The organism is Couchioplanes caeruleus (genome assembly GCF_023499255.1).
In the GTDB taxonomy this organism is placed as follows: Bacteria; Actinomycetota; Actinomycetes; order Mycobacteriales; family Micromonosporaceae; genus Actinoplanes; species Actinoplanes caeruleus_A.
Genome location: NZ_CP092183.1, coordinates 8,265,188 through 8,287,256, shown reverse-complemented (window position 1 = coordinate 8,287,256; position 22,069 = coordinate 8,265,188). Strand labels below are relative to the sequence as shown.

Annotated in this window: 18 protein-coding genes; 14 read left to right on the top strand and 4 right to left on the bottom strand. The window is 70.4% G+C overall.

From position 1 onward, the window contains the following. Nucleotides 1–99: 99 nt before the first annotated feature. On the bottom strand, nt 100–1,056 hold the full coding sequence (locus COUCH_RS38125; RefSeq protein ID WP_249609963.1) for an aldo/keto reductase: 957 nt from the start codon (nt 1,054–1,056) through the stop codon (nt 100–102). Nucleotides 1,057–1,321: 265 nt separating this feature from the next. Here COUCH_RS38125 and COUCH_RS38120 point away from each other — a divergent pair, with 265 nt between their 5' ends. Next, entirely contained in the window at nt 1,322–2,923 is a 1,602-nt protein-coding gene (locus tag COUCH_RS38120; RefSeq protein WP_249609962.1) for a beta-1,3-glucanase family protein, read from the top strand. A gap of 329 nt (nt 2,924–3,252) precedes the next feature. Here the strand turns inward: COUCH_RS38120 and COUCH_RS38115 are convergent, their stop codons facing one another. From COUCH_RS38115 to COUCH_RS38105, 3 genes are read right to left on the bottom strand one after another with little or no spacing between them, the layout of a single operon-like run. Next, a complete protein-coding gene (locus COUCH_RS38115; protein WP_249609961.1) occupies nt 3,253–4,086 on the bottom strand; it encodes an SWIM zinc finger family protein in 834 nt (277 codons plus the stop codon). A gap of 1 nt (nt 4,087) precedes the next feature. Further along, nucleotides 4,088–7,138, bottom strand: coding sequence for a DEAD/DEAH box helicase (locus COUCH_RS38110; RefSeq protein WP_249609960.1), 3,051 nt, complete (start codon nt 7,136–7,138; stop codon nt 4,088–4,090). A gap of 54 nt (nt 7,139–7,192) precedes the next feature. Then, a complete protein-coding gene (locus COUCH_RS38105; RefSeq protein ID WP_249609959.1) occupies nt 7,193–7,573 on the bottom strand; it encodes a VOC family protein in 381 nt (126 codons plus the stop codon). Between the two features lie 73 nt (nt 7,574–7,646). Here COUCH_RS38105 and COUCH_RS38100 point away from each other — a divergent pair, with 73 nt between their 5' ends. The 13 genes from COUCH_RS38100 (at nt 7,647) to nuoH (ending at nt 22,069) form a co-directional block, all read left to right on the top strand. Beyond that, nucleotides 7,647–8,384 carry a TetR/AcrR family transcriptional regulator gene (locus COUCH_RS38100; RefSeq protein ID WP_249609958.1) on the top strand — a complete coding sequence of 246 codons (738 nt, stop codon included), beginning with the start codon at nt 7,647–7,649 and terminating at the stop codon, nt 8,382–8,384. Nucleotides 8,385–8,430: 46 nt separating this feature from the next. Then, nucleotides 8,431–9,666, top strand: a complete 1,236-nt coding sequence (gene mqnC / locus COUCH_RS38095; RefSeq protein ID WP_249609957.1) for a cyclic dehypoxanthinyl futalosine synthase — start codon at nt 8,431–8,433, stop codon at nt 9,664–9,666. Between the two features lie 375 nt (nt 9,667–10,041). Continuing rightward, nucleotides 10,042–10,737, top strand: coding sequence for a demethylmenaquinone methyltransferase (locus COUCH_RS38090; protein WP_275980049.1), 696 nt, complete (start codon nt 10,042–10,044; stop codon nt 10,735–10,737). Between the two features lie 49 nt (nt 10,738–10,786). After that, entirely contained in the window at nt 10,787–11,068 is a 282-nt protein-coding gene (locus COUCH_RS38085) for a hypothetical protein (protein WP_249609956.1), read from the top strand. Nucleotides 11,069–11,166: 98 nt separating this feature from the next. Then, nucleotides 11,167–12,447, top strand: a complete 1,281-nt coding sequence (locus tag COUCH_RS38080) for a geranylgeranyl reductase family protein (RefSeq protein ID WP_249609955.1) — start codon at nt 11,167–11,169, stop codon at nt 12,445–12,447. A 79-nt stretch (nt 12,448–12,526) separates the two neighbouring features. Next, complete coding sequence (locus tag COUCH_RS38075) at nt 12,527–12,892, top strand: NADH-quinone oxidoreductase subunit A (protein WP_249609954.1); 366 nt, start codon at nt 12,527–12,529, stop codon at nt 12,890–12,892. A gap of 5 nt (nt 12,893–12,897) precedes the next feature. Further along, a complete protein-coding gene (locus COUCH_RS38070; RefSeq protein ID WP_249609953.1) occupies nt 12,898–13,563 on the top strand; it encodes a NuoB/complex I 20 kDa subunit family protein in 666 nt (221 codons plus the stop codon). Nucleotides 13,564–13,640: 77 nt separating this feature from the next. After that, nucleotides 13,641–14,354 (top strand): NADH-quinone oxidoreductase subunit C, encoded by a 714-nt coding sequence (locus COUCH_RS38065; protein WP_249609952.1) that lies wholly within the window; start codon nt 13,641–13,643, stop codon nt 14,352–14,354. Continuing rightward, nucleotides 14,351–15,691 carry an NADH-quinone oxidoreductase subunit D gene (locus COUCH_RS38060; RefSeq protein WP_249609951.1) on the top strand — a complete coding sequence of 447 codons (1,341 nt, stop codon included), beginning with the start codon at nt 14,351–14,353 and terminating at the stop codon, nt 15,689–15,691. The genes COUCH_RS38065 and COUCH_RS38060 overlap by 4 nt, the downstream gene beginning before the upstream one ends. Then, nucleotides 15,692–16,894 (top strand): NADH-quinone oxidoreductase subunit NuoE, encoded by a 1,203-nt coding sequence (gene nuoE / locus COUCH_RS38055; protein WP_249609950.1) that lies wholly within the window; start codon nt 15,692–15,694, stop codon nt 16,892–16,894. Further along, the gene (nuoF, locus tag COUCH_RS38050; protein ID WP_199512249.1) at nt 16,891–18,207 is read left to right on the top strand and encodes an NADH-quinone oxidoreductase subunit NuoF; all 1,317 of its coding nucleotides are present in this window, start codon (nt 16,891–16,893) and stop codon (nt 18,205–18,207) included. Before nuoE ends, nuoF begins: the two co-directional genes overlap by 4 nt. Then, nucleotides 18,207–20,681 carry an NADH-quinone oxidoreductase subunit G gene (locus COUCH_RS38045; RefSeq protein WP_249609949.1) on the top strand — a complete coding sequence of 825 codons (2,475 nt, stop codon included), beginning with the start codon at nt 18,207–18,209 and terminating at the stop codon, nt 20,679–20,681. The genes nuoF and COUCH_RS38045 overlap by 1 nt, the downstream gene beginning before the upstream one ends. Then, a complete protein-coding gene (gene nuoH, locus COUCH_RS38040; RefSeq protein ID WP_249609948.1) occupies nt 20,678–22,069 on the top strand; it encodes an NADH-quinone oxidoreductase subunit NuoH in 1,392 nt (463 codons plus the stop codon). Before COUCH_RS38045 ends, nuoH begins: the two co-directional genes overlap by 4 nt.

Here is a 22,069-nt window from a genome sequence, read left to right as displayed (position 1 = left end):
GCTGCTCGGCCGGCGTGCGCGGGTGGTTCGTTTTCCAGGGGGTTCACTGCCCGGCCGGCGTGCGCGGGTGGTTCGTCTTCCCGGGGGTTCACTGCTCGGTCAGCCGGCGAGGAGCTCGTCCAGGGCGGCGAGGTCCTCGGCGGTGAGCTGCCAGGCGCCCGCCGCCGCGTTGGCCCGTACCTGTTCCGGCTTGGTCGCCCCGGCGATCACGCTGGTCACCGCCGGGCGCGCCGCGAGACCCGCGATCGCGACGTCGAGCAGTGAGCGGCCGCGCTCCTTCCCGTACGTGGTCAGCGCCTCGATCAGGTCCCAGTCGGCCTCGTCGAGCCACCCCTGGTAACCGTCCTGGGCCAGCCGGGTGCCCTCGGGCGGCTTCTGCCCACGCCGGTACTTGCCGGTCAGCAGGCCACTGTCCAGCGGGAAGAACGGCAGCAGGCCCAGCCCGAACCGCTCGCAGGCCGGCACCACCTCGGCCTCGACGTCGCGGTGCACGAGGCTGTACTGGTTCTGAGCACTGATGAACGGTGTCTGCCCGGCGGCGCGCGCGGTCCAGTCGGCGTCGACGATCTGCCATCCGGCGAAGTGCGAGTTGCCGAGGTACCGGACCTTGCCGGCGCGTACCAGATCGTCCAGGGCGGCGAGGGTCTCCTCGATGGGCGTCCCCTCGTCGGGCTCATGCATCTGATACAGATCGATGTAGTCGGTGCCGAGCCGGCGCAACGACGCCTCGACGGCCCGGACGATGTACCGCCGCGAACCCCGCACGCCGTGATCGACGCCGTTCATCCCCTCCATGTCCATGCCGAACTTGGTCGCCAGCACCACCTCCTCGCGGCGGCCCTTCAGCGCGGCGCCGAGCCACTCCTCGGAGGTCCCGTGCGGGCGCCCGTAGATGTCGGCGGTGTCGAAGAGGGTGATCCCGGCGTCGAGAGCCGCGTCGACGACCGCCCGCGTCCCGTCGAAGTCCAGCCTGCGGCCGAAGTTGTTGCAGCCGATCCCGACAACGGAGACGACCAGCCCGGACGAGCCGAGGCGGCGGTAGTTCATCTCGCTCATTTCCCGACCCTATGCCGCTCCGGGCAGTGCCGCGGACCGCGCGGTGGCGCCTGTGGACAGGTAACACCGCTGAAATACATCATCCGACGTCTATTGACACACAGTGTTAACCATTTCATGCTGTGAGAGCGCTCTCAGGCCGCTCCTCCGCAGCTCACGAGGCGTGACACAGCAATTCCATCCCCGACCCGGGACAGGCCGAACAGGCAGGTCGCCGGGGTGTTGTCCCGTACCCATCGCGCCGCTTCGCCCCCAAGGAGTCACCGTGCGAACCAGACGAAAGCTGTTGCACGCGCTAGCCGCCCTGGCGGCCGCGGTGCCGGTGGCGGTTTCCGCCGCCGCGGCGCCCGCCCAGGCAGCCGGCCCGGCGCTGCTGCCGGTCACCATCACCAACAACACCGGCCGTGGCGACGCGGTCTACGTGTACGTCATCGGTACGAACCTGAACACCGGCCGCCTGGGCTACGTCAACCAGGGCGGCACGTTCACACCGTGGCCGGCCGGGAACATCCCGCCCTCACCGGCGCCGGACGTGGCGATCGGCGGGCCGGGCAACGGCGGCACGACCACGGTCAACTTCCCGAAGGGCCTCTCCGGACGGGTGTACTTCTCGCTCGGCGAGAAGCTCAAGTTCCTGCTCACCCCGGACGGGCTGGTCCAGCCGGCCCCGTGGGCGAGCGGCGACCCGAACTACAACATTCTGTTCGACTGGAGCGAGTTCACGTACAACAACGACGGACTCTGGCTCAACAGCTCGCAGGTCGACATGTTCGCCGTGCCGCACGCGGTCACCGTCACCGGATCCGACGGTGTGACGTCCCGCACCGGTGACCCGGTCAACAACGGACGCAACAACGTCATCAACGGGATCAAGGCTCAGCCGGGCTGGGACCGGACCGTCGTGACCCGCTCCGACGGTACGGTGCTGCGCGTGCTGTCCCCGGGCAAGGCGGCGGGCGCCGGGCTGCTCAGCGCCAACTACTACGACTCGTACATCAACTCGGCGTGGAACGCGTACGCCTCCAAGACTCTGACGGTCGTGCCGTTCGGCGATCAGCCCAACACCAAGTACTTCGGGCGTACGTCGGGCAACGTCATGAACTTCACCAACTCGGCCGGTCAGCAGGTGGCGTCGTTCAACAAGCCGTCCTCCGCGTCGGTGTGGGGCTGCGACGGCGACCTCCCGGCGCCGAACGACCAGGTGGTGGGCCCGATCTCGCGGACCCTGTGCGCTGCCCTGAACCGGGGCACCCTCGGCACCATCGACACCCAGCCCAGCACGAACGCCGCGCAGTTCTACCAGAACAACCCGGCCAACCAGTACGCGAAGATCATCCACCAGAACATGGCGGACGGTAAGGCGTACGCGTTCGCCTTCGACGACGTCGCCAACTTCGAGTCGCTGGTGCACAGCGGTGACCCCCGCTCGGCGGGCCTGATCCTCACCCCGTTCGGCGCGGGCGGCACCACTCCGCCGCCGACGACGGGTGCGGTGTCGCTGATCAGTGACTGGAACGGCAAGTGCATCGACGTCCCGAGCGCCAACTTCGTGGACCGGGCGCCCCTGCAGGCATGGACCTGCAACAACTCCAACGCCCAGAAGTGGACGTTCGCCAACGGCGCGGTCCAGGCCGGCGGCAAGTGCATGGACGTGGCCGACGGCTCCACTGCCAGCGGCGCCGCGGTCCAGCTCTACACCTGCAACAACACGGGTGCCCAGCAGTTCGTGTTGTCGGGGGCGGGGGACCTGGTGAACGTCCAGGCCAACAAGTGCGTCGACATCAAGGACTGGAACGGCAACGACGGCGCGCGGCTCCAACTGTGGGACTGCGCGGGTACGGCAAACCAGAAGTGGCACAAGGGCTGAGCCCAGCTCCGACCGAGGGGTCCGCGCGACAGCGCGGGCCCCTCGTCGTCTCTCAGCCGGCTAAGACCAAGTCCGCGCCGAGCCCGGCACACTGAACCGGTCGGTCGTCGCGCGCGCTGCGGCGCGTCAGTCAGGCCGACGGTCGCGCACGCCGCGGTGCACCGGTCAGGCCGGCCGTCGCTCACGCCTGGCTGCAGCGGTCAGGTCGGGCGTCGTGCGTGCCGGGGTGCAGCGGTCAGGTCGGGCGTTGTGCGTGCCGGGGTGCAGCGGTCAGGTCGGGCGTCGCGCGCGCCCGGGTGCACCCCTCGGGTCGGCCGCCGTGACCCGCGTCAGTCTGGTGTGGACGGAGTGGCGAGGTCTCGGTAGGCCGGGCGCAGGATGTCCGTCAGGGGGATGGCGCGCACCCGCACGCGAGGCGGGTCCAGCACCCGCAGCAGGAGCTCGGGCGGTGCCGTGACCCGGGCGGGCCGTTCTCGCAGTCGGCTCAGGGAGACGGCCGGCGTGTAGAAGTCGCCCAGGCGGTCCTCCAGCGCCACCTCGTCGACCGCCAGTGGATCGATGGTCTCCGTCGGTTCGGGGAGCCCGCGCAGGGCGGAGAGGATTTCCTCCCGCTGCCGGCCGCGCCAGGCCAGCACGAGGAACGGGTCGTCGTCGAAGGCTTCGGCGAGGACGTACAGGACGGCGGATAAATGCTTGCACGGCACGCCCCAGTCCGGGCACGTGCACACCATGTCCAATGCGGACGGAAACAGCGGCAGCTCGAGCTCGTCGAAGACGTCGACGATCTCGTGCGGCATCTCGCCGGCGAGCAGAGCGGCGCGATACAACGCCTGCGACCCGAGCGCGGCGAGCGCCCGTGTCCACTGTGCTTCGTCGTACGCGGGGATCCGGATCGTCACCCCGTACGGCGCTAGGCGTGAGCCCTGCACCCGGCCGGACACGGTGCCGAGGGCCAGCTCGAAGTCGATGACCTGTCCCTTGCGCGCGTACGCCCGCCCCCGCGCGAGCCGCCCCGGAGCGCAGGTCTGCTCGAGGATGTCGACGAACCGGCGCGACCACCACTGCTCGCCGATCTTCCCGCGCTGGGCGCGCACGGCGATGCCACCGTCCACGCGGATCGGGCCGGTCGTCTCGAACCAGCGTCCCTCCGGGTCGACCGGCATCTCAGCTCACCGCCACCGGGTCGAGGGCGAACAGCTCGCGCAGCTCGGCGGTGCCGAGGTCGGTGATCCAGTCCTCGCCCGTGCCGACCACTGTGGACGCCAGCGCCTTCTTGCGCTCGATCATCGCGTCGATCTTCTCCTCGAGCGTGCCCGTGCAGATGAACTTACGAACCTGCACGTTGCGTGACTGTCCGATGCGGAATGCCCGGTCCGTCGCCTGGTCCTCCACCGCCGGGTTCCACCAGCGGTCCACATGGATGACGTGATTGGCCGCGGTCAGGTTGAGCCCGGTGCCGGCGGCCTTCAGCGAGAGCAGAAAGATCATCGGCTCGGGATCCTGTTGGAACCGCTCGACGAGCTCGTCCCGTCTGGCCTTCGACAGTCCACCATGGAGCCAGAGCACCGGGCGGTCGAGATGTGCGGCAAGGTACGGCTGCAGCATCGCCCCGAATTCCGCGTACTGCGTGAAGACGAGCGCCTTGTCGCCGTCGGTCACCAGCTCCTCGGTCAGCTCCTCCAGCCGGGCCAGCTTGCCGGAGCGGCCGGGCAGCCGGGACCCGTCCTTGAGCAGGTGGGCGGGGTGGTTGCAGACCTGCTTGAGCTTCGTCATGGCCGAGATGACGTTGCCACGCCGCTGAATGCCCTCGGTGCTCTCGATGACGGCCATCATGTCCTCCACCACCGCCTGGTAGAGGGTGGCCTGCTCGGCCGTCAGCGAGCACCACACCTTCATCTCGTTCTTCTCCGGCAGGTCGGAGATGATCGACTTGTCGGTCTTGAGGCGCCGCAGCACGAACGGGCCGGTGGACCGCTTGAGCGCCGCGGTGGCGTCGGCGTCGCCGCGTACCTCGATCGGCTCCTGGAACCGTTTGCGGAACCGTTTTGCCGGCCCCAGCAGGCCCGGATTGGCGAACTCCATGATGGACCAGAGCTCAGCGAGGTGGTTCTCCACGGGCGTGCCGGTCAGGGCCAGCCGGGTGCGGGCAGGGATGGCGCGCACTGCCTGGGCCTGCCGCGTGCCACTGTTCTTGATCGCCTGAGCCTCATCGCAGACAACGCGTCCCCATTGGACATCGCGCAGGAGATGCAGATCGCGCAGTGCGGTGCCATAGGTGGTGATGACGACATCCGCCTCGGCCACGGCCGCCTTGAACTCGTCGTCACGCTTCCGCGCGTTGCCGTGATGCACCAGCACGCGCAGACTCGGGGCGAAGCGGGCCGCTTCCTTCTGCCAGTTGCTGACCAGCGACATAGGACAGACGAGCAGCGTCGGGGCCAACTGGGCTCGGGCCGTCGCGTCCTCCCGCTCGGTGAGCAGGAGCGACAGGGTCTGTGCGGTCTTCCCGAGCCCCATGTCGTCGGCCAGGATGCCGCCCAGCCCCAGCCGTCCGAGGAAGGAGAGCCAGGACAGACCCCGTTCCTGGTACGGCCGAAGCACTCCTTGGAACCCGGGAGGCGTGGACACGGGCGTCAGGCGCGCCGCCGCCTCCCCGGAGAGCAGGTCGCCGAGCCGGCCGTCCGCGTCCACCTCGACCAGCGGCAGGTCCTCCTCGCCGCCGTCGACCACCTGCTGCAGCACCTCGCCGGCCGTGAGCTCGCCCTCGCGCCGCCGATCCACCGCCTTGAGCGCCGCCTTCAGCTGCCGGTCGTCCAGCTCGACCCACTGGCCGCGCACCCGGACCAGGGGCACCTTGAGCCGCGCCAGCTCGGCCAGCTCCTCGGCGCTGACCGCGCCGTCCCCGATGATCAGGTCGATGCGGAAGTCGACCAGCTCCTCGAGACCGAACCCGGAGTCGGCTGCGGCCTTCCCCGACGGCGTCGTGCTCCTCGTACGCGTGGTCAGCTTGAGCCCGACCGCCTTGCGTCCGGCCCACGACGGGAGCTGGACGCCGAAGCCCGCAGCCTGCAGCAGGGGCGCGGCCTGCCGCAGGAACTCGTGCGCCTCGGCGGTGCTGAGTGTCATCTCGTGCGGCCGGGCGTCGAGCAGAGCCTCGTGCAGCGCAGGGAAGAGCCGTACGGCGCGGCCGAGCCCGGCCAGCAGGGTCTCGTCGGCCCGGCCCGCGAGGCCCGGCAACCGCCCGCCGGACCACAGCTCCTCGGCGGGGAGATAGAGGCTGGGATCGTCGGCCGACTGCAGCGCGAACGCGAGTGACCAGGTGTCCTCGCCCGGGGGCGGCTCGACCAGCCGGAAACTGACCCGGACCGGCCCGTTGGCCTCGTGCGCGGCCCGCAGCCACGCCTCGAGCGGCTCGGTGAGCGCCGCCACGTCGGCCGCGTCCGCGCCGGGCAGGGCGGGGTCCTCGGCGGTCAGGGCGGACACCCACCGGTCCGGCAGGACGGCCCGGGGGCCGGGGCGGGCCCCGACGAGGAGGCGCTCCGGCAGAACCGCCCGTGCCCCCGCGTCGATCAGCGCGTTCAACACATCGCGCACCGTGCGGGCGGCACCCTGGTCCGGGCCGCCGCCCGCCCGGCAGACCGGCGGCATCGCCTCGGCGAACTCCCGGAACGCCGCCGCGTCGGCCCCGGTGAGCACCGGACGCCATCGCGCGGCGGGCACCCCGGCCTCCGTCACGAGTTGCGGCAGCATCCGTCCCCGGCGTGCCATGTCGCAGGCGTGCCCGGCCAGCAGGGACAGGTAGCGCAGCGACGCCGCGGCGGTCCACGGGCTCTCCGGGTCGGGCTCGGCCAGCGCGCCGAGGGCGCCCAGCGCTTGATCGCACGGCAGCATGAGCACGGGGACCTCCCAGGCAGTCAGCCGCAGTCCCCGCGACGGCGCCTCGCTGCCCGTCTCCGGCGACGGCAGCGGGCCTTTCGCCGTGCCGGGCAGGCGCAGGCTGAGGCTGCTGTCATCGGCCTTGGCAAGGGCGTCCCGGACGTCGTCGGAGGAGCCGGCCAGGGCCGTCGACAGCGCGATGGCCGGCACGGCGAACGGGTGCGGCCGCGACCGTGCCCGTGAGGTGGTGGTCAGCGGGAGGCCGGGATCCTCGGCCCAGAGCGCGAGCCGTCCCGGCGCCGACTCACCGGCTATCCAGACGCCATGTACGACGAGCACCACGACTCCGATTCCGATCGACCCATCGAGATTAACGACCGACGCGGCGAAGACTCACGTCGCGACCCACTCCACCAGTTCGTACGGCACGCCGTTGGGGTCGGTCACCATGAAGAGCCGCTCGCCCCACGGCTCCTCGCGCAGGGGCAGCGTGATGGTGACCCCCTCGGCGCGCAGGCGCTCGTGCTCCGCGTCGAGGTCGTCGACCACGAAGGCGATGATCGTGCCGGATGCGTGCCGCTCGCGCAGCTCCTCGGGCAGGACCTCGATGCCGCGCCGCAGGAAGATCACGTCCATCGCCGCGTCGTCGCGGCCCAGCGAGGCGAAGCCGTCGGCGGCCATCCGCTCGGTGAAGCCGAAGTGGGTGACGAGAAACTTGCTCGAGGCGGGGACGTCGTCGACGGTGAGCGAGACGGCGGAGGATGAGACTCGCACGGTGCCTCCCGGCGGCCGGGCTGATTTATGGACGCTGTACAAAATACACCGTACAAGAAAGGGGTGCCACCCGGTGGCCGAGGCGCGACGCACCATCGACCTGCTGTGGCTCGAGGAGCCGCAGAGCCGGCGGGGGCGCAAGAAGGGGCTGACGCTGACCCGGGTCGTCGACGCGGCCATCGCCCTCGCCGACACCGAGGGGCTCGACGCGGTGAGCATGCGGCGGGTGGCTCAGGAGCTGGGCGTGGTGCCCATGACGCTCTACACATACGTACCGGACAAAGCGGCCCTTCTTGATCTGATGCTGGACGCGCTCTACCTGCGGATGCCGCGCGAGGACGAGGGTGGCCACGCCTGGCAGGACCGGGTTCGCACGGTCGCCGAGCAGAATCGCGCCCTGTACGAGGCCCATCCGTGGGCCGCCGAGCTGCCGGTGAGCCGCCCGCCGCTCGGCCCCGGCCTGATGGCGAAGTACGACCACGAGCTGCGCGCCTTCGAGGGGACCGGCCTCGACGACGTGCAGATGGATGCGGCGCTGACCTACGTGCTGGGCTTCGTTCAGCACGCGGCCCGGGCCTCTGCCGCGGCCCGCGCCTCGGTCGCGCGCTCCGGCCAGACCGACCAGCAGTGGTGGGAGGAGAGCGGCCCGCTGCTGGAGAAGGTGTTCGACCGCCACCGCTATCCCCTGGCCGTCCGGGTGGGTGAGGCCGCGGGCGCCGAGCTGGGTGCGGCGTTCAGCGCCGAGCACGCGTACGCGTTCGGCCTGGAGCGGGTGCTCGACGGCCTGGCGGCGCTCATCTCACGTCAGTGACCCGCGCCGCTGACTCCGGTCGGCGCGGGGACGTAGTCTTCGGAACGTGACGGTGAACGCGGAGATCGACAGCATTCTGCAGCGCGGTGCCGACGGCGGGCGCATCACGCCCGAGGAGGCCCTGCTGCTCTACACCGACGCGCCCTTCCACGCGCTGGGCGAGGCGGCCGACGCCGTCCGGCGGCGGCGGTATCCCGACGGCATCGTCACCTACCTGATCGACCGCAACATCAACTACACCAACGTGTGCGTCACCGCGTGCAAGTTCTGTGCCTTCTACCGGGCGCCGAAGCACAAGGAGGGCTGGACGCACCCGATGGAGGAGATCCTGCACCGCTGCGGCGAGGCGGTCGACCTCGGCGCCACGCAGGTGATGCTCCAGGGCGGCCACCACCCCGACTACGGCGTCGAGTACTACGAGAACCTCTTCTCATCGGTCAAGGCGGCGTACCCGCAGCTCGTGATCCACTCGATCGGTCCCAGCGAGATCCTGCACATGGCCAAGGTCTCCGGCGTCTCCATCGAGGAGGCGATCGTCCGGATCAAGGCCGCCGGCCTCGACTCGATCGCCGGCGCCGGCGCGGAGATGCTGCCGGACCGTCCGCGCAAGGCCATCGCCCCGCTCAAGGAGTCCGGCGCGCGGTGGCTGGAGGTCATGGCGGTCGCGCACCGCAACGGCCTGAGCTCCACGGCCACGATGATGATGGGTACGGGCGAGACCAACGCCGAGCGTATCGAGCACATCCGGATGATCCGCGAGGTGCAGGACCTGACCGTCGCCAACGGGTACGTGGACTCCGCGGTCGAGCAGGCTGACGGCGTCGGCGGCTTCCGCGCCTTCATCCCGTGGACGTACCAGCCGGAGAACAACCACCTCAAGGGCCGCACCCAGGCGACCGCGATGGAGTACCTGCGCTTCATCGCCGTGTCCCGGCTGTTCTTCGACAACGTCGCCCACCTGCAGGCCTCCTGGCTGACCACGGGCAAGGACGTCGGACAGCTCTCGCTGCACCTGGGCGTCGACGACCTGGGCTCGATCATGCTGGAGGAGAACGTGATCTCCTCGGCGGGCGCCCGGCACCGCTCCAACCTGCACGAGCTGATCGGCATGATCCGGACCGCGGACCGCATCCCGGCGCAGCGCGACACGCTCTACCGGCACCTCGCCGTGCACCGCACGCCCGCGGACGACCCGACGGACGAGCGGGTGGTCTCGCACTACTCGTCGATCGCCATGCCGGAGGGCGGCCGTAAGAACCTGCCGCTGGTGGACGTCTCCTGACCCTGTGGTGTGACCCCGGGTGAGGGGTGGCGGTGGGCCGTACGACCGTCCGGGTCGGCCGATCGGGCAGGTGCGGATCGGTGGGTCGGAGAGGGCCGGATTGCTCCTCGGTAACGAGCCCCGCAAGCCTCTGGTACGCCGTGTCGGCGCTGGTTACGGTGCCTGCGTAACACCCGGTAGTACCGCAACACCACAAGCGTCGCCGAGGCATCGACCGCCGGCGGTGGGTTCGGACCCGACCGATGGCGGTCGTATATATAACGCACAAGGGCAGGGCGGGATGGGTCACCATCCCGCCCTTTCTGTCGCGTGAGAAAGGCTTCAGTCCGTTTGTGGATGGCGGGCGCGGCGGTCGGATGGGGGAAGATGCGATGCGTGACGCGCGCAGACCTGGACAAGCAGCCGCATGAAGTCGCCGAGATGTTCGACGGCGTCGCCGAGCGGTACGACCTGACCAACACCGTGCTCTCGTTCGGGCAGGACCGGGGCTGGCGGCGGACGACCCGGGCGGCGCTCGCGCTGCGTCCGGGGGACCGGGTGCTCGACGTCGGCGCGGGCACCGGCGTGTCGACGGAGGAGCTGGGCCGTTCGGGGGCGTACGCGGTGGGCGCCGACCTGTCGACCGGCATGCTGCGCGCGGGGCGGCGGTCCGGGCGGACGGTGCCGCTGGTGGCGGGGGATGCACTGCGCCTGCCGTTCGCCGACGAGGCGTTCGACGCGGTGACGATCTCCTTCGCGCTGCGCAACGTCGTGGACACCGGGGCCGCGCTGCGCGAGCTGGCGCGGGTGACCCGGCCCGGTGGGCGCCTGGTGGTGTGCGAGTTCAGCAGCCCCACCAGCCCCGCTTTCCGCACGGTCTACATGTCGTACCTGATGCGGAGCCTGCCGGCGGTCGCGCGCGGGGTCTCGAGCAACCCGGACGCGTACGTGTATCTGGCCGAGTCGATCCGCGCCTGGCCGGACCAGGAGGGTCTGGCCGATCGCATCGCGGCGGCCGGGCCGTGGGGCCGGGTCGCGTGGCGCAACCTGACCGGGGGGATCGTCGCCCTGCATAGGGCTACAAAGAGGTAAAGATAGCTGTTCGCCCGTTTCGTGACTGCAATCGGTGTTAGCTGCGGGTATGACGACTATCGACCTCTTCGTCGACGACTCGGACATCGACGTCGCGATCGACGACCGGGACGAGGGTGAGCGCCGCGCTCTGGAGCTGGCGCACCTGATCCGGTTGGTGGCGGCGTCCGACCCCGGGCACGCCCAGCGGCTGGTGGATGAGCTGATCGTGCAACTGGACCGGGCGCTGGACGGTACGTTTCGGGAATACCTGGACGGAGTCACGCGACAGATCGCAGACCGGGCGTTGACCGCGAGTGGGGCGGGCATTTCACCCTCGCGTAACGGTTAGGGTTGCCTAACCCTGATCCGCCTCGATGCCGGTCTTAGACTCCGACTGGGCTGGCTTGTGAACTGTTTCACGAGCCTGCGCGAGACCGGAGGTGAGCCGTGAACGGGACCGTCGCCGACGAGGCTGACGTGATCGTGGTCGGTGCCGGGCCGGGCGGATCCGCCGCGGCCTACCACATGGCCAGGCACGGGCTGAGAGTGTTGCTGCTGGAGAAGACGGAGTTCCCGCGGGAGAAGGTCTGCGGGGACGGCCTGACTCCACGCGCGGTGCGCCAGCTCGTCCGTATGGGCGTGGACACCTCGGAGAAGGCCGGCTGGCTGCACAACCGCGGCCTGCGAGTGATCGGTGGCGGGGTCCGGCTCGAGCTGGACTGGCCCGACCTCGCGAGCTTCCCGAACTACGGGCTCGTGCGCACCCGGATGGACTTCGACGACATGCTGGCCCAGCGGGCCGTCGAGGCCGGCGCACTGCTGCGCACCGGCGTCGCGGTCAGCGGCCCGGTGCTGGACGCGGACGGCTACGCCATCGGGGTCGAGGCCAAGGTGGGTCCGGAGAAGGAGTCCGTCCAGTATCTGGCGCCGCTGGTGATCGCGGCGGACGGCGTGTCCGGCAAGCTGCCGCTCGCGATGGGTCTCGCCAAGCGGGACGACCGCCCGATCGGCGTCGCCGTGCGCCGCTACTACAACTCCCCGGCGCGCGCCGACGACGACTACCTGGAGTCGTGGCTGGAGCTGCGCAGCGCGCAGGACCCCGACCGCCTGCTGCCCGGGTACGGCTGGATCTTCGGCCTCGGCGACGGCCGGGTCAACGCCGGCCTCGGCATCCTGAACTCGTCGGACGCCTTCGGCAAGACCAACTACCGCGCGATGCTGACCGACTGGCTCGGCTCCACCCCGGAGGACTGGGGCCTGCGCGACGAGGCCAACGCCGACGGGCCGATCCTCGGCGCCGCCCTCCCGATGGGCTTCAACCGCGTGCCGCACTACACGCGCGGCATGATGCTGGTCGGCGACTCGGGCGGCATGGTGAACCCCATGAACGGCGAGGGCATCGCGTACGCCATGGAGTCCGGCGAGCTGGCCGCGGAGGTGGCCGTCCAGGCCCTCGCGCGCGCCGCCGGCCCGGACCGGGAGCGGGCACTGCGGGCGTACCCGGCGGAGTTGAAGGAGCGTTTCGGGGGGTACTACCGGCTGGGCGGGATCTTCGTGAAGCTCATCGGCAACCCCCAGGTCATGCGCATCGCCACCAAGCACGGCATGCCGCACCCGACGCTGATGCGCTTCGTGCTCAAGCTGCTGGCGAATCTGACGGATCCACGGGACGGGGATGCGATGGACCGCATCATCAACGGTCTGACGAAGGTGGCACCCGCGGTATGAGTGGCCCGGCGACCCCGGCTCAGGCTGGTCATAAGAGCATTAATAGTGTGAAGCGGCTAACAGTCGAGCAGGAGACGGTATGACGCTCAATCCCTACGTACCGATCATCGGGCTGCTGGTCCTCGGCGCGCTCTTCGCCCTGTTCTCGGTGGCGATCGCCCCGATCGTCGGTCCGAAGCGGTACAACCGGGCCAAGCTCGATGCGTACGAGTGCGGCATCGAACCGGCGCCGCAGCCGATCGGCGGCGGCCGCTTCCCGGTCAAGTTCTACCTGACCGCGATGCTGTTCATCATCTTCGACATCGAGACGATCTTCCTCTACCCGTGGGCCGTGTCCTTCGAGTCGCTCGGCCTGTTCGGGTTCGTCGAGATGGTCCTCTTCATCGTCACCGTCTTCATCGCCTACACGTACGTGTGGCGACGCGGCGGCCTCAACTGGGACTGATAACCATGGGTATCGAAGAGAAGCTGCCGAGCGGCATCCTCCTCACCTCGGTGGAGAAGCTGTCCAACTGGGCCCGCAAGTCGTCGTTCTGGGGCGCCACCTTCGGCCTCGCCTGCTGCGCGATCGAGATGATGGCCGCCGGCGGTCCGCACTACGACCTCGGCCGCTGGGGCATGGAGGTCTTCCGGGCCTCGCCCCGGCAGGCCGACCTCATGATCGTCGCCGGCCGGGTGAGCCAGAAGATGGCCCCGGTCGTGCGCCAGATCTACGACCAGATGCCCGAGCCGCGCTCGGTGATCTCGATGGGCGTCTGCGCCTCCTCGGGCGGCATGTTCAACAACTACGCGATCGTGCAGGGCGTCGACCACATCGTGCCGGTCGACATCTACCTGCCCGGCTGCCCGCCGCGGCCCGAGATGCTGATCGACGCGATCCTCAAGATGCGCGAGAAGGTCATGGCCCAGCCGCTCGGCCCGAACGGCCGCAAGATGCTCGAGGCCCGCAAGGAGCGCGGCGACGTTCCGATCGTCGCCCCCGGCGCGATGCCGTCGTCGTACCGCGTGGACAAGGCGCGGCGCGCGGAGTGGACCCAGGCGGTCAAGGAAGGCCGTGAGGAGCAGCTGCGCATCGAGAACTGGATGAAGCTGCAGCCGCACCTTCGGGAGGGGTGAGGGAGCTTGCGACCGAACCATTCAGCTCAGTCGGCTGAACGGCCGTCCCCGATCCGCCGAGCGGAAGGGTTTCTTAAGTGACAACGCACTCTGACGGCGCCGTGCCGGCGACGCAGCCGGTCGGCGCGAACCTCGACGCCCCGGCGCAGACACCGCCGAGTCCCGCCAAGGGCATGTTCGGCGTCAAGGGCACCGGCGACGTCTCCGGCTTCGGCGGCCTGGCCCGCCGGCGCCCGACCACGGTGGACAGCCCGCGGCCGTTCGGCGGCTACTTCGACGAGGTGTACGACGCGCTGGAGGAGGCCTACCCCGGCTTCGCCGACGCCGTCGAGAAGGTGGTCGTCGACCGTGGCGAGCTCACCCTGCACATCGCGCCGGAGCGGATCGCCGAGGTCTGCCAGATCATGCGCGACGACGAGTCGCTGCGCTTCGAGCTGTGCTCCTCGGTCGACGGCGTCGACTACCTGGGCAGCGACCCACGCCGGCTGCACGTGGCGTACCAGCTGACCTCCATGACGTACCGCCGCCGGGTGCGCCTGGAGGCCGCGGTCGCCGTCGGGCAGAGCCTGCCCAGCGTGACCTCGATCTACCCGACCGCCGACTGGCAGGAGCGGGAGATCTACGACATGTTCGGCGTCGTCTTCGACGGCCACCCCAACCTGACCCGGATCCTCATGCCGGACGACTGGGAGGGGCACCCGCAGCGCAAGGACTATCCGCTCGGCGGCATTCCCGTCGAGTACAAGGGCGCCGAGATTCCGCCTCCTGACCAGCGGAGGGTCTACCAATGACAAGCCAATCGACTGCGGGCGGAGCGTACGCCACCGAACGAGAGACCACCGAGGGCCGCGTCTTCACGGTCACCGGCGGCGACTGGGACTCCGTCACCAGCAGCGTCGATCCGCTCAGCAACGAGAAGATCGTCGTCAACATGGGCCCGCAGCACCCGTCCACGCACGGCGTGCTGCGCCTCGTGCTGGAGCTCGAGGGTGAGACGGTGACTGAGTGCCGTCCCGTCGTGGGCTACCTGCACACCGGCATCGAGAAGAACCTCGAGTACCGCAACTGGACCCAGGGCGTCACGTTCGTGACCCGCATGGACTACCTGTCCAACATGTTCAACGAGGCCGGCTACTGCCTCGCCGTGGAGAAGCTGCTCGGCGTCACCGACCAGATCACCGAGCGGACGAACACGATCCGGGTCATGTTCATGGAGCTCCAGCGGATCGCCTCGCACCTGGTGTGGCTGGCGACCACCGGCATGGAGCTCGGCGCGATCTCGATGATGCTGTACGGCTTCCGCGAGCGCGAGTACATCCTCGACATCTTCGAGGAGACCTCCGGCCTGCGGATGAACAACGGCTTCATCCGCCCGGGCGGCCTCTCGCAGGACCTGCCCGAGTCGGCCGTCAAGAAGATCCGCGACTTCCTCGTCTACATGCCGAAGAAGCTCAAGGAGTACGAGGACATGCTCTCCGGCCAGGTGATCTGGCAGGAGCGTACGCAGGGCGTCGCCGTCCTCGACGTCACCGGCTGCATGGCGCTGGGCACCACCGGACCGGTCCTGCGCGCCGCGGGCCTCGCCTGGGACCTGCGCAAGACCATGCCGTACTGCGGCTACGAGACGTACGAGTTCGACGTCCCGACCGCCACGACGGCCGACGTGTGGGGCCGCTACCTGGTCCGGGTCGCCGAGATCCGCGAGTCCCTGAAGATCGTCGAGCAGGCGCTCGACCGGCTGCGCCCCGGTCCGATCTGGATCGAGGACAAGAAGATCGCCTGGCCGGCGCAGCTCGCGCTCGGGGTCGACGGGCTCGGCAACTCGCTCGAGCACGTCGCCAAGATCATGGGTCAGTCGATGGAGTCGCTGATCCACCACTTCAAGCTCGTGACCGAGGGCTTCCGGGTACCGCCGGGGCAGGTCTACGTCGGCATCGAGCACCCGCGCGGCGAGCTCGGCGTGCACGCGGTGTCCGACGGTGGCACGCACCCGTACCGGGTGCACTACCGCGACCCGAGCTTCGTGAACCTGCAGGCCATCTCCGCGATGGCCGAAGGCGCTCTGCTGGCCGACGTGATCGCCGGCGGCGCGTCCCTGGACCCGGTGATGGGTGGGTGTGACCGATAGATGTCCGATACCACGGTTGAGTTCTCCCCGGCGGCCGCGCCGCTGGCGGAGAAGCTCCTGGAGCCCGCGCGCGAGATCATCGCCCGCTACCCGGTGGGCCGCGAGCGCTCCGCGCTGCTGCCGCTGCTGCACCTCGTGCAGACGGTGGAGGGGCACGTCAGCCCCGACGGCGTGGCGTTCTGCGCCGAGATCCTGGGCATCAACAAGGCCCAGGTCGGCGCGGTGGCGACCTTCTACACGATGTACAAGCGCCGCCCGACCGGCGAGTACCTGATCAGCGTCTGCACCAACACGCTGTGCAACGTGCTGGGCGGGCAGGAGGTCTACGACGGCCTCGCCGAGCACCTCGGCGTCGGCCACGACGAGACCACCGCCGACGGCAAGATCACGCTGGAGCACGCCGAGTGCCTGGCGGCGTGTGACTACGCCCCGGTGGTGACGGTCAACTACGACTTCGCCATCGACGAGGCCACGCCCGAGGCGGCGGTCGACCTGGCCGAGCAGCTGCGCAACGGCGAGCGGCCGATGCCCAGCCGCGGCGCCCGCATCTGCACGCTCAAGGAGATGCAGCTGCAGCTCGCCGGTTTCGCCGACGAGCGCGACGGCGCGGTGGCCGACGGCGTCGCCGGCGCGCCCACCCTGCGCGGGGTCACGCTGGCCCAGCAGCACGGGGTCGCGGTGGCGAACTTCGACATCGACACCCCGATCACGACGACCAAGCCGGCCCGGGACGAGTCGGCGAAGGCCGTCAAGGACCCCTCCCCGGCCGGTGCGCAGCCCCCGGCCAAGCCCGAGGGCAAGATCGCCAGCGTCGCCAAGAAGGCGGCGGGCGCGGTCAGGTCCGCGGCCGCGGTGGTCGTCGACAAGGCCGAGCACGCGGTCGAGCACCGCAAGGCGGGCGCGCCGGTCAAGGCCGGCGACGTCAAGGACCCGGAGGTACGCGCGGCGGAGGCCCGCAACCCCGACGCCTCCACGCCGACGCCCGACCCGGCGCAGACCGACGTCACCAGCGTGCCGGCCAACCGCACCGAGGCTGCGGGGGCGGCGAAGAACGCCACTGCCGGCGACGGCAAGCCCGCGGGTGACAGCGAGCGCGGCGAGAGCATCGTCAGCGAGAGCACCGCAGCGCACAGGGAGCAGTCGCCCGCCACGGAGAACCCGGGCTGGCAGAACGCTCAGCGCGGCAGCGAGGAGAAGAAGTGACCCAGCCACGGCGCGAGGTGCTCCAGAAGCTCACCCCCGTCCTGACCAAGCGCTGGCTGTCGCCGGACGCCTGGAAGATCGACGTGTACGAGCGGCTCGACGGCTACGCCGCGGTCCGCAAGGCGCTGGACGTGCACCCGGACGACCTGATCCAGCTCGTCAAGGACTCGGGCCTGCGCGGCCGCGGCGGCGCCGGCTTCCCGACCGGCCTCAAGTGGGGCTTCATCCCGCAGGGCGACGGCAAGCCGCACTACCTCGTCATCAACGCCGACGAGGGCGAGCCGGGCACCTGCAAGGACCTGCCGCTGATGACGTACGACCCGCACTCGCTGATCGAGGGCGCGATCATCGCCTCGTACGCGATCCGCGCGAGCCGGGCGTACATCTACATCCGTGGCGAGGCCGTGCACGCCGCCCGCCGGCTGCGCAACGCGGTCAAGGAGGCGTACGCCAAGGGCTACCTGGGCGAGAACATCCTCGGCTCCGGGTTCGACCTGGACCTCGTCGTGCACAGCGGCGCGGGCGCGTACATCTGCGGCGAGGAGACGGCCCTGCTGGACTCCCTCGAGGGCTTCCGCGGCCAGCCCCGGCTGCGCCCGCCGTTCCCCGCGGTCGCCGGCCTGTACGCCAGCCCCACCGTCGTCAACAACGTGGGCACCATCGCCTCGGTGCCGTACATCGTGCTCGGCGGCGCGGACTGGTGGAAGAGCATGGGCACGGAGAAGTCGTCCGGCCCGATGATCTACTCGCTGTCCGGCCGGATCGCCAACCCGGGCCAGTACGAGTGCGGCCTCGGCATCACCCTGCGCGAGCTGATCGAGCTCGCGGGCGGCATGAAGCCGGGCCACAACCTGAAGTTCTGGACGCCGGGCGGCTCGTCGACGCCGCTGCTCACCGCCGAGCACATCGACACCCCGATGGACTTCGAGGGCGTCGCGGCCGCGGGCTCCATCCTGGGCACCACGGCGATGCAGATCTTCTCCGACCAGGACTGCCCGGTGTACGCGACCTGGCGCTGGCTGGAGTTCTACCACCACGAGTCCTGTGGCAAGTGCACCCCGTGCCGTGAGGGCAACTACTGGATGGTGCGCACGTACCGCCGGATCCTCTCCGGCCAGGGCACCTACCAGGACCTGGACACCCTGCAGGACACGGCGGACAACATCTTCGGCCGGTCGTTCTGCGGCCTCGGCGACGGCGCGGCCACCCCGGTCGTCTCCACGCTGAAGTGGTTCCGGCAGGACTACCTGGACTACATCGAGGGCCGGACCGCTCCGCGGCTGTCCGAGAAGGCCCTGGTAGGAGCGCACTGATGACCGACGTCGCCAAGAAGGCGGACACCGTCACCCTGACCATCGACGGCGTCGAGGTCACGGCCGAGAAGGGCGAGCTGGTCATCCGGGTCGCCGAGCGGATGGGCATCGCCATCCCGCGGTTCTGCGACCACCCGCTGCTGGCCCCGGCCGGCGCCTGCCGGCAGTGCCTGGTGGAGGTGGAGGGCCAGCGCAAGCCGGTCGCCTCCTGCACCCAGACGGTCGCCGAGGGCATGATCGTCAAGACCCAGCTCAGCTCCCCGGTCGCCGCCAAGGCGCAGGCCGGCATCATGGAGATGCTGCTGATCAACCACCCGCTCGACTGCCCGACCTGCGACAAGGGCGGCGAGTGCCCGCTGCAGAACCAGGCGATGTCGAGCGGCCGTCCCGACACGCGGTTCCACGAGCACAAGCGCGAGTACGAGAAGCCGATCCACATCTCCAGCCAGGTGCTGCTGGACCGGGAGCGGTGCATCCTCTGCCAGCGCTGCACCCGGTTCTCCGAGGAGATCGCCGGTGACAAGTTCATCGACCTGATGGACCGCTCGTCCGGCGAGCAGATCAACGTGTACCGCGACGACTTCTTCGGCGGCACGGGCACCGGTGACGGCCAGGTGGGCGAGGGCGAGGGCGACGTCGCCTTCAACTCGTACTTCTCCGGCAACACGATCCAGATCTGCCCGGTCGGCGCGCTGACCGGCGAGCAGTACAGGTTCCGGGCCCGCCCGTTCGACCTGGTCTCCACGCCGACGACGTGCGAGCACTGCGCGGCCGGCTGCGCGATGCGGGCCGACCACCGCCGCGGCAAGGTGCTGCGCCGCCTCGCCGGCGACGACCCGGCGGTGAACGAGGAGTGGAACTGCGACAAGGGCCGGTGGGGCTTCCGCTACACCACCGGCTACGACCGCATCACCACCCCGATGGTCCGCGACGCCGACAGCGGCGAGCTGCGTGAGGCCTCCTGGTCGGAGGCGCTCGTCGTGGCGGCCGAGGGCCTGGCGGCGGCGAAGGGCAAGGGCGTCGGCGTGCTCACCGGCGGGCGGCTCACCGTCGAGGACGCGTACGCGTACGCGAAGTTCGCCCGGGTCGCCCTCGGCACGAACGACATCGACTTCCGGGCCCGGCCGCACTCGGCGGAGGAGGCGGAGTTCCTGGCCGCTTCGGTCGCCGGGGTCACCGACGTCACGTACGAGGACATCGAGACCGCGCCGTCGGCGCTCATCGTCGGGCTGGAGCCCGAGGAGGAGTGCCCGATCCTGTTCCTGCGCCTGCGCAAGGCCCACGGCAAGAAGCGGCTGAAGGTCACGGCGGTGGCGCCGTACCTGAGCCGCGGCTTCGAGAAGCTCGGTGCGGCGCTGGTGACGGCCGTCCCGGGCGACGAGGCGCGGCTGCTGGCCGGTGACGCGACGGTGGCCGCCGCGCTCAGCGCGCCCGGTTCGCTGCTGTTCGTCGGCGAGCGGCTCGCGAGCGTCCCCGGTGGCCTGTCCGCCGCGGCCGCGCTGGCCGCCCGCACCGGCGCCCGGCTCGCCTGGGTGCCGCGGCGCGCGGGTGACCGCGGCGCGGTGGACGCCGGCTGCCTGCCCAACCTGCTGCCCGGCGGCCGCCCGGTCGCCGACGTGGGGGCGCGGGCCGAACTGGCCGCCGCCTGGGACGTGGACGCGGGCGCCCTGCCCGCCGCCGCGGGCCGGGACACGGACGCGATCATCGCGGCCGCCGCGGACGGCTCGCTCGGCGCCCTGCTGGTCGCCGGCGTCGACCCGGCCGACCTCGCCGACCCGCGCCTGGCCGAGCAGGCCCTGGACGCGGTGCCGTTCCTGGTCAGCGTCGAGCTGCGGCAGAGCGCCGTGACCCGGCGCGCCGACGTGGTCCTGCCGATCGCGCCGGCGCCGGAGAAGGCCGGCACGTTCATGGACTGGGAGGGCCGCCTGCGGACCTTCGACGCCGTGCTGCCGACCGGCGCGATGACCGACGGCCGGGTGCTGGAGGCGATCGCCGCGTCCATGGACGTCTCCCTGGGCACCGGCGACGTCGCCGGGATCCGGCGCGAGCTGGGCGCGATGCCGGCGAGCCGGTCCGAGCGTCCGGCGCTGCCCACGGTCGCGCCGGCAAGCCTGCCGGAGCCGGGCGCGCAGGAGGCGGTCCTCGCCACCTGGCACCAGCTGATCGACCTCGGCACGCTGCTCGACGGCGACGAGGTGCTGGCCGGAACGGCCCGTACGCCGGTGGTGCGGCTCGGCAAGGACCTCGCCGAGGCGCTCGGCGTGGCCGACGGCGACGCCGTCACGGTCGGCACCGACCGCGGCGCGCTCACGCTGCCGGCGGAGATCGCCGACCTGCCCCCGCGGGTCGTGTGGCTGCCCACGAACTCGCCGGGCTCGACGGTGCGTCGCAGCCTGGGCGTCACCTCGGGTGCGGTGGTCCGGCTCAGCGCCGGCAAGCCGGGCCCGGTCCTCGCCCAAGGGGTGCACTCATGAACACAGTGATTCTCGGAGCCGCACAGGATCCGACGCTGCAGACGTTCGAGAACGACGTCTGGTGGATCACGCTGATCAAGCTGCTGGGCGTCTTCGTCGTCCTGCTGCTGCTGACGCTCTTCACGATCAACTATGAGCGCAAGGTCGTGGCCCGGATGGCGGTCCGGCCGGGCCCCAACCAGGTCGGTCCGAAGGGCTGGCTGCAGAGCCTCACCGACGGCCTCAAGCTGCCGTTCAAAGAGGAGATCATCCCGAAGACGGCCGACCGGGCGGTGTACTTCATCGCCCCGGTGATCTCGGCGACCTGCGCGTTCACCGCGTTCTCGGTGATCCCGTTCGGGCCGGTCGTGTCGATCTTCGGGCACAAGACCGCGCTGCAGCTCACCGACGTACCGGTCTCGGTGCTGGTGCTGCTGGCCTGCTCCTCGATGAGCGTCTACGGCGTCGTGCTCGCCGGCTGGGCGTCGGGTTCGACGTACCCGCTGCTGGGCGGCCTGCGGTCGAGCGCGCAGATGATCTCGTACGAGGTCGCCATGGGCCTGTCCATCGTGGCGGTGTTCATGACGGCCGGCACCATGTCCACCTCGCAGATCATCAAGGCGCAGGCGGGCAACGGGGCGTCGAGCGTCGACATCCTCGGCTGGAACCCCACCGCGCCGAGCTGGTACGCGGTCCTGCTGCTGCCGAGCTTCATCATCTACTGCATCGCGGCGGTCGGTGAGACCAACCGGGCCCCGTTCGACCTGCCCGAGGCGGAGTCGGAGCTGGTCGGCGGCTTCCACACCGAGTACTCGTCGTTCAAGTTCGCGATGTTCTTCCTCGCCGAGTACATCAACATGATCACCGTCTCGGCGTTCGCCACCACGCTGTTCCTCGGCGGCTGGCGGGCACCCGCCCCGATCACCACGTTCTGGGCGGGCGCCAACTCCGGCTGGTGGCCGCTGCTGTGGTGGCTGGTGAAGGTCCTGATCCTGCTCTTCGGCTTCATCTGGCTGCGGGCCACGCTGCCTCGGATGCGCTACGACCAGTTCATGCGCTTCGGCTGGAAGGTGCTGATCCCGGTCAACCTGGTCTGGATCCTCTTCCTGGCCGGCGTCCGGGTCACCAACGACCGGATCGACGGCGGCGCGCGCTACCTCGTCTACATCGTCGCGGCGGTGGTGGTGCTCGGCATCGCCCTGCTCTGGCCGGCGAGCAAGAAGCCGCGGGAGCGTTCGATCGAGGAACAGCTCGCCGCCCGCCCGCCGGGCAGCTTCCCGGTCCCGCCCATGGACCTCCAGGTCCCGCCCAGCCCGCGCGCCCGCCGCGCGGTGGCCGAGCGCCAGCCCGCCACGGTCGGCGGCACGACCACCGACCCGGACGACGACACGTCAGACAAGGAGGTGTGA